Origin of the sequence: Cyanobium sp. LEGE 06143 (assembly GCF_015207535.1) — a bacterium.
GTDB lineage: Bacteria > Cyanobacteriota > Cyanobacteriia > PCC-6307 > Cyanobiaceae > NIES-981.
Genome location: NZ_JADEWP010000037.1, coordinates 1 through 16,007 on the forward strand (window position 1 = coordinate 1; position 16,007 = coordinate 16,007).

Sequence of the window (16,007 nt, forward strand, 5' to 3'; positions counted from 1 at the left end):
GCCTGAGCACCGTGTCTGAGACCCTCTCTGAACCCCAAACCGACGCCGCTGCCGACTCGCTTGGCCCGGAGGCAGAGACGCGCTCTGAGCCCGCGGCTGAAGCCCCCACCGAGAAGCGCCAGGTGGCCCGCTGGTATGCGGTGCAGGTGGCGKCCAGTTGCGAGAAGAAAGKAAAGGCCACCCTGGAGCAGAGGGCGGTGACCCTCGGGGTGGACAACCGCATCCTGGAGATCGAGATCCCCCAGACCCCCGGGGTCAAGTWGAAGAAGGATGGCAGCCGCCAGAGCACCGAGGAGAAGGTGTTCCCCGGCTATGTGCTGGTGCGGATGATGCTCGACGAGGACACGATGATGGCGGTGCGCAGCACCCCCAACGTGATCAACTTCGTTGGGGCTGAGGAGCGTCGGGCCACGGCCCGCGCCCGCGGCCACATCAAGCCGCGGCCGCTGAGCCGCCAGGAGGTGGACCGCATCTTCAAGCGGGCGGCTGAGAAGAAAGCAGTGGTGAAGGTCGATCTCACCGAGGGCGATCAGATCCTGGTGACGGCCGGGCCCTTCAAAGACTTCCAGGGCGAGGTGATCGAGGTGTCGGGCGAGCGCAACAAGCTCAAGGCCCTGCTCTCGATCTTCGGTCGGGAAACGCCTGTGGAACTCGAATTCGCCCAGATCAGCAAGCAGAGCTGAGCCCCTGGCTCTGCTCAGCGGCCGTCTCCCTGCGGAGGATGGCCGTTCCCGTCACGCCTCCCTCCAGGAGGTGATCCGCAGCTCCGCCCAGTAGTTCGAGACGATGGCCAAGAAAATCGTAGCCGTGATCAAGCTGGCCCTCCAGGCCGGCAAAGCCAACCCGGCGCCCCCTGTGGGTCCTGCCCTTGGTCAGCACGGCGTCAACATCATGGCGTTCTGCAAGGAGTACAACGCCCGCACCCAGGAGAAGGCCGGTTATGTGATTCCGGTGGAGATCTCGGTCTTTGAAGACCGCAGCTTCACCTTCATCACCAAGACGCCTCCCGCCTCGGTGCTGATCTCCAAGGCCGCCGGCATTGAGAAGGGTGCCGCCACCTCCGCCAAGGGGGCGGTGGGTGCCATCAGCCGCGCCCAGCTCGAGGAGATCGCCAAGACCAAGCTGCCGGACCTCAACTGCACCAGCGTGGAGTCGGCCATGCGCATCATCGAAGGCACCGCCCGCAACATGGGCGTCGCCGTCAACGACTGAGTCCTTCCATCCATCCCCAGGGGGAGATCCAGCCAGCGGACCACCGCGCCTACGGCGCCCCAGCCCTGCCCTGCATCGCCCGCACCCCATACCCGCCATGCCAAAAGTTTCCAAGCGTTTTTCCGCCCTCCAGGCCAAGGTCGCCGAGCGAGCCCATGACCCCATGGAGGCCATCGAGCTGGTGAAGGCCAACGCCACCGCCAAGTTCGACGAGACGATCGAGGCCCACGTGCGCCTCGGCATCGATCCCAAGTACACCGACCAGCAGCTGCGCACCACCGTGGCCCTGCCCCACGGCACCGGTCAGAGCATTCGCATCGCCGTGATCGCCCGGGGTGAGGCCGTGGCTGCCGCCAAGGCCGCCGGCGCCGAGCTCTCCGGCGACGACGACCTGGTGGATCAGATCGCCGGCGGCACGATCGACTTCGACCTGCTGATCGCCACCCCGGACATGATGCCCAAGGTGGCCAAGCTGGGCCGGGTGCTGGGCCCCCGGGGCCTGATGCCCAACCCCAAGGCCGGCACCGTCACCACTGACCTGGTCGGCGCCATCGCCGAGTTCAAGGCCGGCAAGCTCGAGTTCCGTGCCGACCGCAGTGGCATCGTGCACGTGCGCTTCGGCAAGGCCAGCTTCGATTCCGCCAAGCTGCTCGACAACCTCAAGGCCCTGCAGGAGACGATCGATCGCCAGAAGCCCAGCGGTGCCAAGGGCCGCTACTGGCGCTCCCTCTACGTCACCTCCACCATGGGTCCCTCGGTGCAGGTGGACTTCGCCGCCCTGCAGGACATCAAGCAGGAGGGCTGAGCCGGAACAGGTGGGTTCAGCATCAAAGGCTGGCCCCACGCTGAGTTATGTTTATGAGCTGGCTTAGGCCAGAAGGGCACGCGCCCTACCCCAGACAGCAGGTAAGAACGGCTTCCGGTTCCCCGGATGACCCGTTTCTGTAAGTCCTGCCGAGGTGTTCGCGACAGGTTTTCGGCCTCCAGGCCGCCGGTGGATCCATCCCCAGGCGTCTTGATCGGGTCAGGAGCATGCAGCGGCCTCGAGCCCTTCGGCAGTCACTCTCAGAGTGGTTGGCGTTATCGTCCAGGGCCGCGTACCCGGCTTGTTCCCCCGATCCGATCCTTTCCTATGGGCCGCACGCTGGAGAACAAGCAACAGATCGTCGAAGAGCTCAAGGGGCTCCTCGGCGAGGCCGAACTGGCGCTGGTCCTTGATTTCAAGGGTCTGTCCATCAAGGAGATGTCTGATCTGCGGACCCGTCTGCAGGCCAGCAACGGTGTGTGCAAGGTGACCAAAAACACCTTGATGCGTCGGGCCATTGATGGCGACAGTGCCTGGTCGAATCTCGAATCCCTGCTCACCGGCACCAACGCCTTCGTGCTCGTCAAGGGCGACGTGGGTGGTGCGGTGAAGGCCGTGCAGTCCTTCCAGAAGGACAGCAAGAAGTCGGAAACCAAGGGCGGCCTTTTCGAAGGCAAGCTCCTGTCCCAGTCCGACATCAAGGCCATCGGGGATCTGCCCTCCAAGGAGGTGCTCATGGCTCAGATCGCCGGTGCGATCAACGCTGTGGCCACCAAGGTGGCCGTGGGCATCAACGAGGTTCCTTCCGGTCTCGCTCGGGCGCTCCAGCAACACGCCGATGGCGAAGGCCAGGCCTCCTGAGGCCTGCCTCAATGCCAGCGGTTGTTGCCGAGTTCAACCGATCCGACTGTTTCCCACAGATCTGTTGCTGATTCCCAACCATGTCTGCTACGACCGACCAGATTCTCGAACAACTCAAATCCCTCTCCCTGCTTGAGGCTTCCGAGCTCGTCAAGCAGATTGAGGAGGCCTTCGGCGTCTCCGCCGCCGCTTCCGCTGGCGTGATGATGGCCGCGGCTCCTGCCGCTGCCGCTGAGGCCGCTGAAGAGCAGACCGAATTCGACGTGATCCTTGAGGGTTTCGAAGATTCGGCCAAGATCAAGGTGCTCAAGGCCGTGCGCGAAGCCACCGGCCTGGGCCTGGGCGACGCCAAGGCCCTCGTGGAGGCCGCTCCCAAGGCGGTCAAGGAAGGCATCGCCAAGGCCGATGCCGAGGCCCTCAAGAAGGCCATCGAAGAGGTGGGTGGCAAGGTGTCGATCAAGTGATCACCCTGGGGTCGGCTTTGCCGGCCCCGCGCCCACCGGCGCCCAGGCGGCGCCTTCACCAGCCGGCTCCTTCGTGGGCCGGCTTTTTGCTGGGCCGCTGGCAGCTCCCGCGTCCGACCTGAAGCCTGCTGGTCCCCAACTTCAGGAACCTTGATCTGCAAAAAAAATGCCCCGCCAAAGGCGGGGCAGGATTGTGGAACGGTCTTTCGGAGTCTGTCCTCGTTTCGACCCGGAAGAGTCGTTCCCCACTCCTCACAAACATGACGTTAACGAGGGAATCTCAGGGTGCCAGGGGGCGTCGGTCACTCGTTGAACTGGCCCGGGGGCGGCTCAGCTGCCGTAGGGCACCACCTCAAGGGCAATCACGCCGCTCTGGCGGGGGCGCTGGGAGCTGGACTGCCTCAGCAGTCTGGATCGACTGGACAGCACCGATGAGCGCTCCACCCTGGCAAGGCCCCGCCGCGTGCTGCTGGGGCTGGACTCCGCCACGGGGTCAGGTTGGTTCAGCAAGGGGGGTGGGCCCAGGGACGGCAGCGCCGCCAGCTGACCGCCGCCCCGGGCCCGGGCCAGCAGGACTGGCAGCGGCTCGGCGTGGGCCATGTAGAGATGCCTGAGGGTTTGCTCGCCGTAGGTACGGCGCTGGAAGGTCCAGCCAGGCTCCAGCTTTAGGCTGGCGAGGCCACTGGCAGGAGCCTTGCCTCTGGCCACCGGGATCAGGGTGGTCTGCTGGGGGTGGGAGGCCAGCAGCCGCAAGCGGCCGTTCTCGCTCTCCACCCGCAGCCGCCAGGGGTTGTTGAGATCGTCGTTGGCCACCCTCAGCGAGTAAGCACTGCTGGAGAGGTAGCGGCCGCACACGCCCTCGGCCACGTCGTTGTCGTAGGAGATCACCGAGCCATCCGGGTACTCCCGCCAGCAGGGCGGGGCCGCCTGAAGCTGCTCGAGCACGATCAGGTTCCAGCGGTTGCCTGCCAGGGGCTGGGCTACGGCGATGGCCTGACCGGGAGCGATCGGCTTGCTGCCGAACAGAGCCGCTGCCTTGGCGCCGCTGGCCTGGCGGCCCATCAGCCAGCTGGAACTGAGGATGGCGGCGGCACCTGTGGCGGTGATCGCCATGCCGGTGACAGCGACGCGAAGCGCCATGCAGGCACGCCTGCTGACTGAGGCTCGGCTGCTAACCATGGCGACGCTCTGCCCTGATGGCAGCTCAGAGTAGAAGATCTGTCTAGCGACGATCGTGAGGATGTCCAGTGGCTGATCGGCCAGCGCGGGTGGTGGCGGCGGCCTGCGACGGGGCCTGCAGTGGCAACCCCGGCCCGGGCGGCTGGGGGGGGCTGCTGCGCTTTGAAGATGGTTCCGTCCATGAGCTGGGCGGCGCCGACCAGCACACCACCAACAACCGCATGGAGCTCACGGCGGCCCTGGCGCTGCTGAACGCTCTGCGCGATCTGCCCCGCCATCCCGACCTGGCGATCCGAACCGACAGCCGTTATCTGATTGATGGCCTCGGCAAGTGGATTCACGGCTGGAAACGCAAGGGCTGGCGCACTGCCTCCGGTGGGCAGGTGCTGAACCGTGATCTCTGGGAGCAGCTCGACCGGGCCCGCCTTGCCGATGTGTCCCTGCGCCACGTGAAGGGCCACAGCGGCGATCCGGACAATGAGCGTTGCGACACCATCGCCGTGGCCTTTTCGCGTGGCCAGATCCCGCCGCTGATGGCCGGAGAGGTGCTGGCCACCGCCAGGCTGGAGGCCGAAGTGCCGGCTCCTTCCGGACAGGCCGAGCAGGTCGTTTCCGGCGCTGATGGATCCGACGCCCCCGAGGCGGGCCTTGCCCCGGCGCCACTGCAGCAGTTGCTGACGCGGCTGGAGTGGGCCGACCGGGTGGCGGATCGGGGCTACGGCCTCTCCCTGCTGGAGCTTGCCCAGCTGGTGGAGCAGCCCCTGCGCACGCTGGAGCGCCGCAGCCGTGCCTGGACCTGGCGGGACTGGCGGGTGGAGCCACTGGAGGATGGCCGCTGGCGCCTGCGGCGCGGGACGGCAGGATTGGACGATCGGCCGTAGGCGGGTGTGATGGGAGATGGTGAGCAGGCCGGCGCCAAGGCTGGAGAGAGCGCCACAGGGGCGCTGTACGACCGCTTCGTGGCTCCTTTGCTCAGCCGCGATGCCGGGGCCGACGCCGAACAGCTCAGCCGCCTCACCCTGACGACCCTGGGCCAGGCCTCGTTGCGGCGGCGCTGGCCCCTGCTGAGCGGGGCCCTGGCCGGCCTCGGCCAGGAGCTGTGCCGGCCTGACCCGCGCCTGGAGCAGACCCTGTTCGGCTGCCGCTTCCGCAACCCGCTTGGGCTGGCAGCGGGATTCGACAAAGACGCCGTGGCGGCGGCGATCTGGCACCAGTTCGGCTTCGGTTTCGCCGAGCTGGGCACGATCACCTGGCACGCCCAGCCCGGTAATCCCCGCCCTCGTCTGTTTCGGCTGGCTGAAGAGCGGGCTGCCCTCAACCGCATGGGCTTCAACAACCAGGGGGCGGCCGCAGCGCTGCGCACCCTGGAGCGCCAGCGGCTGCCTGCGCCAGGCCAGCGTCCCGCGGTGCTGGGGATCAACCTGGGCAAATCGAAGCTCACCCCCCTGGAGCAGGCCCCGGACGACTACGCCGCCTCCCTGGAGCTGCTGGCGCCCCAGGCCGACTACGCCGTGATCAATGTGAGCTCGCCCAACACCCCGGGGCTGCGTGATCTTCAGGACGAAGTGCTGCTGCGCCGCTTGGTGGAGCGGCTGCGGCGCTTGCCCGCCTGCCCCCCGCTGCTGGTGAAGATCGCTCCCGACCTCGAAGACGATGCCATCGACGCCATTGCCCGCATGGCCTACGAGGAGGGTCTGGCAGGGGTGATTGCCGTGAACACCAGCCTCAACCGCCTCGGGCTGGAGCAGCGGCGCCTGGCCCAGACGGGGCGCAGCCTGGCGGAGGAGGCGGGGGGGCTCAGCGGCGCTCCGCTGCGGGGGCGTGCCCTGGAAGTGCTGCGCCGGCTCAGGGCCACGGCGGGGCCTGCCCTGCCGTTGMTCGGTGTGGGAGGGATCGACTCCCCAGMGGCCGCCTGGGAACGGATCTCCGCCGGCGCCTCCCTGATTCAGCTCTACACCGGCTGGATCTATGGGGGGCCGGCTCTGGTGCCCAGGATTCTGGAGGGCCTGAGTCGGCAGCTCGGGTGTCACCGCCTGGCCCATCTGGGCCAGGCGGTGGGGGCCGGCCTGCCGTGGAGGGTTGGCTGATTGGTTAGATCCAATTGAACAAGAATGGGCTAATTTCTGAAACGTTCTTGGGCTCCCTGACGTGGTGCTCGCCGGGATCAAGGAGCGCTGGCGGCAGCTGCAGGCTGAGCTGTTTCCCAGGGTTGTGCTGCTGGACTTCAGCGATCCACAGTTGCTGGTGGGTCAGGGGTTGCGCAACGGCAAGCCTCAGGCACAGAACTGGAGTGCACCGGTTCCGGCCCGCACCCTGCGCGATGGCATGCCGATTGCTGCCGATGCCTTTGGGGATTTTGTCGGAGACCTGTTGTTGGAGCAGAAGGCTCAAAATGCGACTCTGGTGGTGGCTCTGCCCCGCCAGGCCTGTGAGTGGCGCCTGATCAGCTGGCCCGGCGGCGTCAGCCCTGAGGACCCCATCGAAGCTCTGCGCGAGCTCAATCCCGATCTGAAGCTCCCTTTTCCCTTGGGCGCGGCCCGCATCGATGTGCAGCCAGTGCCCGGTCGGGAGGGAAGGGCGGTGGTGGTGGCGGCGCCGCGGACCACGGTGGAAGCCTGGATCGACCTGTTCGCCATCGCCGGCTCAAGCCTGCGCTACCTGCTGCCCTCCCAGGCCTGCCAGATGCTGGCCTTGCGTGAAGAACTTGACGCGATGGCCCCAGGCGATCTGCTTGGCGTGCTGCAGCCCACCAGCAGCGAATGCCTGCTCGACGTTTGGGTGGATGGGGCCCCCCACTTCCAGCGGCGGCTTCCCCTGGAGGCCACCCAGCTGGTGCCTGCCCTGCAACGCTGTCTGCAGTTCTGCCGTGATCAGTTCGGCATCACCCATGACCGGCTGCTGGTGAGCGACGAGCTGAGTGCCGCCGCAGCGGTGGAGCAGGAGACTGGCCTGGAGCTGGAACTTGTTGATCGGCAGGGTTTCGGCACCCTGGCGCTGGCAGGATTGGCTCAGGCGGCGTTGGCCCGATGAGCAGCGCCCCGTTCGATCTGTTGCGCGAGAAGCGCGAGGAGCTGGGCCTTCAGCAACCGGCGCTGGCCAGCCAGTCCGATCGCCAGACCATGCTCAAGGGCGCGGCGATCGGTACTGGCCTCATCGGCTTGTTGCTGGGTCTCACCGGTCTGGCGGTGCTGCGTGGCCTGTTCGTGGAGGCGGAGATCGATCGGCTCGCCAGGGTGGAGACAGAGGAGCAGCAGCTCCAGGGCAAGCTCACCGCCAGCGCCCAAGGCCTCCGGACCCTGGAGCAGAGCAACACGGCTCTGGTCAACGGATTGATCGGAACCCGCTCCTCCTCAGCCCTGATGCGGGATCTGCAACAGAGGGTGCCGCAGGGGATTCAGCTCACCGACGCCCTCCAGCAGAACGACCAGCAGCAGATGCTGCTCAAAGGACTGGCCAACGATCCGGAAGCCTTCGTTCGGATCAATGCCCTCCAGCTTGTTCTCGAACGTTCGCCCCTGGTCGACGCCGACAAGGGGGTGACCCTGATCAAGGCCGCCCGTGACCGGACGGCGACCAACAACAACAGGGTGTCGCCCGCCGTGGAGTTCGAGCTTCGCTTTGCATTCCGCGAGCCGATCCCTGCGGCGGCTGAAAAGGTCGTCCTCGAAGACCTGGGCGCCGAGGGCCTTTCCCGCCGCCTCGACCTGCTCCAGAAGGAGGGACTGCTGCCATGACCAATCTCCAGTCCTCCCAGTCCCATGAGGAGCAGATCCTGCGTCAGCGCATCCTGCTGGGTGTTCCGATCGGCGTGGGGGTCTTGATCGCTTCTGTGCTCAGCACAGGCTTGCTGGTGCCCCAGTTACTGCGTCTGCGTTCGGACTCCCAGCGGCTTGCCGAGCTCCAGATCCTGGAACAGAGGATCCCGCTGATCCGCCGCCAGCTCGATCAGACCGCCCTGGACAGGGACAAGGCCGAGCAGCAACAGCGCAAAATCCTGGCTCTGATTCAGGGCAGCGGCGAGTTTCTCACCTTTCTGAGCCAGATCGACCGCGAAGCCAGCCGCAACGGCGTGCAGCTCGAGCTCTATGAGCCGGTGGCGACCCGTGCGGCTGCTCAGCCAGATGGCCAGGCGGAAGGGGAGCAGGCCCCGCCGCCCGAGACACCGCTTGAACAGGCCGGCTTGACGGCGGAGCAGGTGCTGCTCAGCGCCAGGGGAAGCTATCCGCGGTTGCTCGGCTTTCTCCGGGCCGTCGAAAAGCTCAGCCTGCTGGCCATCCCCAGTGACTTCAGGATGGTTTTGGTCAACCCCGCAGCCGCCACGGGAGCCAATCAGCAGGGCCGCCTCCCACCCGGAACTCCTGCCGTGCCCGAGCTGAAGCTGCTGCTCACCTACTACAAGGTGCCCGAAGGAGGATTGAAGCCCCGGCCTGTCGAGGCTGCCGCCGATGCCCCTGAGGCGCCTCCGGCTCCCAGCGCTCCAGTACCTATTCCGCCGGCGCCGCCCGGGGTCGAGTAGGGCTCTAGCAGAGCAACACGGCAGGTTGACGTACTCACAGAGAAGCGAGTCGCTGCCGCATTTGCTACCGGTTTACTGGGATGGAGGCCTCCGTTTCTGTACAGCAGTGAACTGTATTCGCCTCCTGAACGCGCGTAGGCTCACGCTCTTCCAATCCCGCTTTAGGTGATGGTGGTGCTGCGCGGTACGCGTTTAGGGCCTGCCGCTGGAAAAACCTGCTGGCCATTGATCCTCGCATCTGGCTGTCTTACGCCTCTACTGCTCCAGACAGCGGCTGGGTCAGCTCCGAGGGTGCCATCGGCGGGCATGATCCCTCCAGCCGAGGAGCTGACTGGCGCTGTTCAGCTCAAGGTGCGGCGCCTGCCGGACACGGTGGAGCTGGTGATTGAAGGCACTGGGATCTCGCCCCAGCTGCAGCAGAATTCGGATGGTCCCGGATGGCAGGGCCAGCTGCTCACCGCTGAGCCCTCGGCCTTGATGGTGGGTCCCCAGCGTCTGTCGTTGCCGGAGGTGGGCTTCCAGGCGATCAACTTTGATGGCGGGGGCACCTCGTTCTCGATCAGCGTCACCCCCATGCCCGGGGTCACCCTGGGCAGGCCTGTGGTGAGTGCCGATGGGCGCTCCCTGATCCTCTCCTTCCCCTCGCCTGTGCCCCAGGCCTCGTTGCAGGTCAACAGCTTCAACCTGGCCAGCCCAGGCGCCGTGCCCTTGCCCACCTATGCGCCGCCCCTGCAGCCGAGGGCCGTGGCCCCACCCCTGGGTGACATGGCCGTGGGCACCATGACCCTGCGCAACCCCGGCTTCGTCAATGTCTCTGGTCCGCCGGTGACGATGACCCTCAAGAATGCGCCGGCCCGCGACGCGCTGATGGCCCTGGCCAGTCTGGGGGGTTACGGCTTTGCCTATGTCGATGAGCCCTCTGTCGCCGCGGCGCCCGGTGGAGCACCGCCCAATCAGAATAATCGACCCCTATCGATTGCCTTCCGCGGCGAGTCCTATGCCCGCGCCTTGAATACCACCCTCCTGGCAGCAGGCCTGCAGGGAAAGCTTGAGGGCAACATGATCCTGGCGGGTCCGAATGCCCTTTCGAAGAGCTTCGGCGCCCAGGTGTCGAAGGTGTATCGTCTCAACCAGGTGGGCCCAAATGCCGCTGCGGATTATCTGGCCAACCTGGGAGCCACGGTCACCAAGACCAACACCGTCACCACCTCGGTCACCCAGGGTGTGACCCAGGCCGATGCGATCTCCTCCGCCCCCAACGCCCAGACCACCCAGGCCAGTTCAATCACAACCGTGGAAGCCTTCGGCGCCACCACTGGCCCCCTCATCGGCCTGCGAGCCACCACTGATACGCGCCTCGGCACGATCACCATGGTGGGTGATCCATCCGTGGTGGCCATCGGTGAGCAGTACCTCAGACAGTTGGACCTCAGGCAACGTCAGGTTGCTTTGAATGTGAGGATTCTCGATGTTAATCTCGAGAATGAAGCCTCGATTGATAATTCCTTCGCTTTCCGATTCGGTAATAACTTCATCGTCAACGATAATGGCCAGCTGCTGGGGGCCTTCGGTCGTTTCTTGCCTCCCGGGGAGGCCGACTTCGCACAGACGGAAACCGTTACCCGTAACTCCTCCAACAGTCTTGCCATCACGCGGGGGCTGGGTAGGACTCTCACCAACAGCCAGCTACGGGATGTCAACCGGGCATTGTCAAGTGAAACCGGCTCACGCCTGGTTGAGCTGGACGGGCAGTTCATCGTGGAGCCGATTAACAATTCCACCAATCTCAGCTCCGACTCTCTGCAGAGAAATGTCAACAGGGTGCTCTCCCGCACCCTCGGACGCAATGTAGAAACATCCACTATCTCATCCTCAACCTTTACGGGCACCAGGAGGATCAACCCTGGTACCAACTACCCTGCGGATACGTTCTTTGATTTTGTCAGGGCCCAGATCGTCTCGGGTTCGACCAAGCTGCTGGCTAGCCCCACCCTGATCCTGCAGGAGAATCCTTCCTTGCTCAGGGAAGGGAATGAAATGTCCAGCGGCACGAATTCAGATGAAGTGCGGCAGGGCATCCGTGAATTTGGTGTTGATTCACCGATTGGGCGGCGCCGGGCCAATGAAGGCGTGGTGAGGGTAGGAACGAACGTGGTGACCAGCTACGAGACGGAAACTCCCGCCCAGGGCGGAAATGTGGTGTGCACCCCGGGGCTGGCGACCGCGGGGCTTGTGCTGGGAGCACGGGTGGAGAAGATTGATGACAACGGCTTCATCACCTTTGTACTTTCTCCGAGCGTTTCTGCCGTGACCGATCGCGAACCGGCTCCTGCAGGTTGTGGCTCGGATCTCAACATTCTCAGCATCCGAAGTCTGGATACCGGCGCCTTGCGGGTGCGCGATGGTCAGACACTCATTCTCACCGGTGTGATTTCAGACTTTGATCGCTCGGTGGTCAGCAAATGGCCGATTCTGGGGGATATTCCCTTGATCGGTCAGTTCTTCCGCAGCACTGGCAACCAAAAAGAAAAGCGTGAACTTGTGATCATGGTCACACCACGTATCATCAACGACGAAACGGGTGGCACGTTTGGCTATGGCTATCAGCCGGGTACCCGGCAAGGCCGTGAATTCCTCGGCAATGGAGACTTCTAATGGGCTGGTTTTACTTGCGGCGGTGCCATCCCTTCGAGGCTGACCTCTGCTCTTGCCTCTGATGATCCATCCGTTTTGAAGGCCCAACCATCCCCAGAATCATCCAGCCATCAGTCCTCTGTTGGCGAGGAAGCTGCAGAGCTTCTGGAGCAGGAGTTGGAGCGGGCCAAGGCTGAACTGGTGGAATACCAGACCCTGATTAACGAAATCCCCTCCATCTACGAGACGAAGTTTCGTCAGCAAGTTCAGCTCCTTGCCCTAGAAATCCGGCGGCTGCTTGAGGAGCGACGCTGCCTGTATCAGCAGCTCCCCGCCGGCCAGTTGTCCCTTGCTGAGAGCCCTGCGCCCCCTGCGGTCCCGTCCTCTCCAAGGCCTGAAGTCACAGCGGATGCTGCCCCAGCCAGGTCCGATCCGCTGCCTCCCAGGCGCACGCGGCGTTGGCGCATCGGCCTGCGCCGGCGCTGGAGATCGGCCACTCGGCGGTTGTCGCTGCGACAACAGTTGCCGCTGCTGATGACCACCACGACGGCAGTTGTCCTGCTGGTGGTGGGCGTCGACTCCCTGGGGCGTAGGGGCCAGGATGCCCTTAGCGCAGGGCCGTCCAGCGGGGGCAGGGTAGACAGCAAGCCTGCGAGCAACGTCCAGGCCGAAGGGGCGGACTCGGCCACTCCCAGCTCCAATGACCCGCCGGTAAGCCCAAAACCTGGCACGCAGGATCTACGGCTGAAAGCCGATGGACCCTGCTGGGTGGAGGTGGAGGCAGTGAGTGGACGGGTTGTTCTCGCTGAACTGCTCAACAAGGGCGATCTGCGCAGCTTTCCCCTGGGGACAGGCTTGCGGGTGCGGGCTGGCCGCCCTGATCATCTCGGGGTGGCGGCGGCTGGAGACGACGACTTCCGGCCACTCGCGGCGATCAACAATCTGGGCTGGAAGACCTTTTTGCCGGGCCAAGCCGGATCAGCCTCTGAACAGCCACTCCCTGGCGGGAAAAGCGAAGGATGAAAACTTGGCTGTGGGGGGAGTCTCACCTTCACGCTGGCCTCCTTGAGAGTGACATCTCGCCCGGCCCCGGACTTCACTTGTCGCTATCCGTCGCTGAAGACGGTGGCCTTGGCGTCACCATGTCGAACACCAGCGACCAGGCGATCACGGCTGACGCCCACACGGCGGTTCGCTGACGCCGACCCCACTGTCTCCAGCCAGCCAACGCGTGGACCGGCTCGCTTGCCGTGCAGCACCGTCGGTGACAACTTCCTGTTTGCTCCAGGGAGCTTCGGCGAGCTCTGAGCGCCAAGGAACGCCTGGCGTAGCTTCATCGGATTCGAGGTGTCTTCCCTTGGCAGCACAGCTACCCCGTCGCATCTGCTGCATCGGCGCTGGCTACGTGGGTGGACCCACCATGGCCGTGATCGCCGATCGCTGCCCGCAGATCGACGTGACTGTGGTGGACCTCAATGCCGAGCGGATCGCCCTCTGGAACCACGACGATCTCAGCCGCCTGCCGGTCTATGAGCCCGGTCTCGACGCCGTAGTGGCCCGCTGCCGCGGCCGCAATCTCCACTTCAGCACCGCCGTGGAGAAGGCCATCGCCGCCGCCGACATGGTGTTCCTCTCTGTCAACACCCCCACCAAGACGAGGGGCCTGGGCGCCGGTCAGGCCAGTGACCTCAAGTGGATCGAGGCCAGTGCCCGCACTGTGGCCAAGGCCGCCCGCGGCCACACGATCGTGGTGGAGAAGAGCACCCTGCCGGTGCGCACCGCCGAGGCCGTCAAGGCGATCCTCGGCTGCGCAGAGCCCGGCCAGAGCTTTGCGGTGCTCTCCAACCCCGAATTCCTCGCCGAGGGCTCGGCCGTGGCCGATCTCGAGGCCCCTGACCGGGTGCTGATCGGCGGTGAGGATCCCGAGGCGATCGAGGCCCTCGCCGCCATCTATGCCCACTGGGTGCCCCAGGAGCGCATCCTGCGCACCAACATCTGGAGCAGCGAACTGGGCAAGCTGGCCGCTAATGCCTTCCTTGCCCAGCGGGTGAGCTCGATCAACAGCATCGCCGCCTTCTGCGAGGCCAGCGGTGCTGACGTCATCGAGGTGGCCCGCGCCATCGGCAGCGACAGCCGTATCGGCTCCAAGTTCCTCAGGGCCGGCCCGGGTTTTGGCGGCAGCTGCTTCCAGAAGGACATCCTCAACCTGGTGTACCTCTGCCGCCACTACGGCCTGCAGGAGGTGGCCAGCTACTGGGAGCGGGTGGTGAGCCTCAACAGCTGGCAGCAGCACCGCATCGCCCGCCTGGTGGTTCAGCGCCTGTTCGGCACCGTCACCGGTAAACGCCTGGTGCTGCTTGGCTTTGCCTTCAAGGCCGACACCAACGACACCCGTGCCTCACCCGCCATCCAGATCGCCCGCGACCTGATTGAGGAGGGTGCCCAGCTGCAGATCCTCGATCCCAAGGTGAGCCCCGCCCAGATCGAGGCCGACCTCGGCCAGCCCCCCGGCGAGGGCGAGGCCAGCTGGGCGCCCTGTCGCGCCCTGGAGCAGGGCGCGACAGGAGCCGACGCCCTGCTGCTGCTCACCGAATGGCAGCAGTTCAGCCGGATCGACTGGGCCGCCACCGCCGCCCTGATGCGCCGTCCCGCCTGGCTCTTTGATGCCCGCGGCAGTGCTGATCAGCAGGCCGCTCGGGCAGCTGGGCTGAACGTCTGGCGCGTGGGGGAGGGCTGAGGCCATGGCGGAGACGCTGCAGCGCAACCTGATCACCGGCGGAGCCGGCTTTGTGGGCTCCCACCTGGTGGATCGGCTGATGGAGGCCGGCGAGGAGGTGATCTGCCTCGACAACTACTTCACGGGCCGCAAGGCCAACATCGCCCAGTGGATCGGCCATCCGCGTTTCGAGCTGCTGCGCCACGACGTGACCGAGCCGATCCGGCTGGAGGTGGACCGCATCTGGCATCTGGCCTGTCCAGCTCCGCCGGTGCACTACCAGCACAACCCGATCAAGACGGCCAAGACCAGTTTCCTGGGCACCTACAACATGCTGGGCCTGGCCCGGCGGGTGGGGGCGCGGCTGCTGCTGGCCTCCACCAGCGAGGTGTATGGCGATCCGGAAGTGCATCCCCAGCCGGAGAGCTACCGAGGCTGCGTCAACACGATCGGCCCGCGCAGCTGCTACGACGAGGGCAAGCGGGTGGCTGAGACCCTCTGCTTCGATTACCACCGCATGCACGGCACCGAGATTCGGGTGGCGCGCATCTTCAACACCTACGGGCCGCGCATGCTCCCCGATGACGGGCGTGTGGTGAGCAATTTCATTGTGCAGGCCCTGCGCGGCGAGCCGCTCACCCTCTATGGCGATGGCTCCCAGACCCGCTCGTTCTGTTTTGTGGATGACCTGGCGGAAGGCCTGATCCGCCTGATGAACGGCGCCTCCACGGGGCCGATCAACCTGGGCAACCCTGGCGAGTTCACGATTCGGCAGTTGGCTGAACAGGTGCGGGCTCGTATCAATCCAGCCCTGGAACTTGTCTGCCGACCGTTGCCCCAGGATGATCCCCTGCAGCGGCAGCCCGTGATTGATCTGGCCCGGCGAGAGCTGGGCTGGGAGCCCGGTGTGTCCCTTGAGCAGGGCCTCGAGCCCACAATCGCCTTCTTTCGCGCCAGCCTCCCCATGCCCATCCCATGACCACGGCTGTTCTGGTGACAGGGGCGGCTGGCTTCGTCGGCGGGGCCCTCTGCGAGCGCCTGCTGGCGCGGGGGGAGCAGGTGGTGGGCCTCGATAACCTCAGCCCCTACTACGACCCGGACCTCAAGCGGGCGCGGCTGACGCGGCTGGAGCCCTTTGCCGCCTCGGGCGCCTGGCGCTTCGTGGACGGGGCCATTGAGGAGGCCTCCCTGCTGAGCGCCCTGTTCGAGCGGGAGCGCTTTGACCGGGTGGTGCATCTGGCGGCCCAGGCCGGCGTGCGCCACTCGATCACCAACCCGGCGGCCTACATCCAGAGCAATCTGCTGGGCTTCTCCCAGGTGCTGGAGGCCTGCCGAGCGCAGCAGGTGGCCCACCTGGTGTATGCCTCCAGCAGCTCGGTGTATGGCGGTAACACCCAGCTTCCCTTCACGGAATCCCAGCCGGTGAACCACCCGGTGAGTCTCTACGCCGCCACCAAGAAGGCCAATGAACTGATGGCCCACAGCTACAGCCATCTCTACGGACTGCCGGCCACGGGATTGCGCCTGTTCACGGTCTATGGCCCCTGGGGACGGCCGGACATGGCGCCGATGCTGTTCGCCCGGGCGATCCTGGCCGGCGAGCCGATCCGGGTGTTCAAC

Annotated in this window: 16 protein-coding genes; 15 read left to right on the forward strand and 1 reads right to left on the reverse strand. The window is 65.6% G+C overall.

The features are described 5' to 3' along the window. The first annotated feature begins 2 nt into the window (after window positions 1-2). The 5 genes from nusG (at window position 3) to rplL (ending at window position 3,342) form a co-directional block, all read left to right on the forward strand. Entirely contained in the window at window positions 3-683 is a 681-nt protein-coding gene (gene nusG, locus IQ216_RS04350; protein ID WP_228007132.1) for a transcription termination/antitermination protein NusG, read from the forward strand. Between the two features lie 103 nt (window positions 684-786). Beyond that, entirely contained in the window at window positions 787-1,212 is a 426-nt protein-coding gene (gene rplK, locus IQ216_RS04355; RefSeq protein ID WP_186697491.1) for a 50S ribosomal protein L11, read from the forward strand. 97 nt (window positions 1,213-1,309) lie between these two features. Next, window positions 1,310-2,017: a 50S ribosomal protein L1 gene (rplA, locus tag IQ216_RS04360; protein ID WP_193814486.1), complete on the forward strand. Its 708-nt coding sequence runs from the start codon at window positions 1,310-1,312 to the stop codon at window positions 2,015-2,017. A gap of 327 nt (window positions 2,018-2,344) precedes the next feature. Then, window positions 2,345-2,878, forward strand: a complete 534-nt coding sequence (gene rplJ, locus IQ216_RS04365) for a 50S ribosomal protein L10 (protein WP_193814487.1) — start codon at window positions 2,345-2,347, stop codon at window positions 2,876-2,878. 80 nt (window positions 2,879-2,958) lie between these two features. Further along, the gene (rplL, locus tag IQ216_RS04370; RefSeq protein WP_193814488.1) at window positions 2,959-3,342 is read left to right on the forward strand and encodes a 50S ribosomal protein L7/L12; all 384 of its coding nucleotides are present in this window, start codon (window positions 2,959-2,961) and stop codon (window positions 3,340-3,342) included. A gap of 330 nt (window positions 3,343-3,672) precedes the next feature. Here rplL and IQ216_RS04375 read toward each other — a convergent pair whose 3' ends face one another. Next, window positions 3,673-4,482 (reverse strand): DUF3747 domain-containing protein, encoded by an 810-nt coding sequence (locus tag IQ216_RS04375; RefSeq protein ID WP_193814489.1) that lies wholly within the window; start codon window positions 4,480-4,482, stop codon window positions 3,673-3,675. 107 nt (window positions 4,483-4,589) lie between these two features. Here IQ216_RS04375 and IQ216_RS04380 point away from each other — a divergent pair, with 107 nt between their 5' ends. From IQ216_RS04380 to IQ216_RS04425, 10 genes are all read left to right on the forward strand, one after another. Beyond that, window positions 4,590-5,402: a ribonuclease H gene (locus tag IQ216_RS04380; RefSeq protein WP_193814490.1), complete on the forward strand. Its 813-nt coding sequence runs from the start codon at window positions 4,590-4,592 to the stop codon at window positions 5,400-5,402. Window positions 5,403-5,411: 9 nt separating this feature from the next. Continuing rightward, window positions 5,412-6,608, forward strand: coding sequence for a quinone-dependent dihydroorotate dehydrogenase (locus IQ216_RS04385; RefSeq protein WP_193814491.1), 1,197 nt, complete (start codon window positions 5,412-5,414; stop codon window positions 6,606-6,608). Between the two features lie 64 nt (window positions 6,609-6,672). Further along, complete coding sequence (locus IQ216_RS04390) at window positions 6,673-7,551, forward strand: hypothetical protein (protein WP_228007133.1); 879 nt, start codon at window positions 6,673-6,675, stop codon at window positions 7,549-7,551. After that, window positions 7,548-8,255: a PilN domain-containing protein gene (locus IQ216_RS04395; RefSeq protein ID WP_193814493.1), complete on the forward strand. Its 708-nt coding sequence runs from the start codon at window positions 7,548-7,550 to the stop codon at window positions 8,253-8,255. Before IQ216_RS04390 ends, IQ216_RS04395 begins: the two co-directional genes overlap by 4 nt. Next, window positions 8,252-9,037 carry a hypothetical protein gene (locus tag IQ216_RS04400; protein WP_193814494.1) on the forward strand — a complete coding sequence of 262 codons (786 nt, stop codon included), beginning with the start codon at window positions 8,252-8,254 and terminating at the stop codon, window positions 9,035-9,037. Before IQ216_RS04395 ends, IQ216_RS04400 begins: the two co-directional genes overlap by 4 nt. A gap of 306 nt (window positions 9,038-9,343) precedes the next feature. Beyond that, entirely contained in the window at window positions 9,344-11,692 is a 2,349-nt protein-coding gene (locus IQ216_RS04405; RefSeq protein WP_193814495.1) for a type II secretion system protein GspD, read from the forward strand. 75 nt (window positions 11,693-11,767) lie between these two features. Beyond that, window positions 11,768-12,694, forward strand: coding sequence for a DUF4115 domain-containing protein (locus IQ216_RS04410; RefSeq protein ID WP_193814496.1), 927 nt, complete (start codon window positions 11,768-11,770; stop codon window positions 12,692-12,694). Between the two features lie 334 nt (window positions 12,695-13,028). Then, complete coding sequence (locus tag IQ216_RS04415; RefSeq protein ID WP_193814497.1) at window positions 13,029-14,408, forward strand: nucleotide sugar dehydrogenase; 1,380 nt, start codon at window positions 13,029-13,031, stop codon at window positions 14,406-14,408. Between the two features lie 4 nt (window positions 14,409-14,412). After that, on the forward strand, window positions 14,413-15,366 hold the full coding sequence (locus IQ216_RS04420) for a UDP-glucuronic acid decarboxylase family protein (RefSeq protein ID WP_193814498.1): 954 nt from the start codon (window positions 14,413-14,415) through the stop codon (window positions 15,364-15,366). Continuing rightward, window positions 15,363-16,007 (forward strand): NAD-dependent epimerase/dehydratase family protein (locus IQ216_RS04425; RefSeq protein WP_193814499.1); only part of this gene is annotated, 645 nt, incomplete at its 3' end. The genes IQ216_RS04420 and IQ216_RS04425, both read left to right, overlap by 4 nt.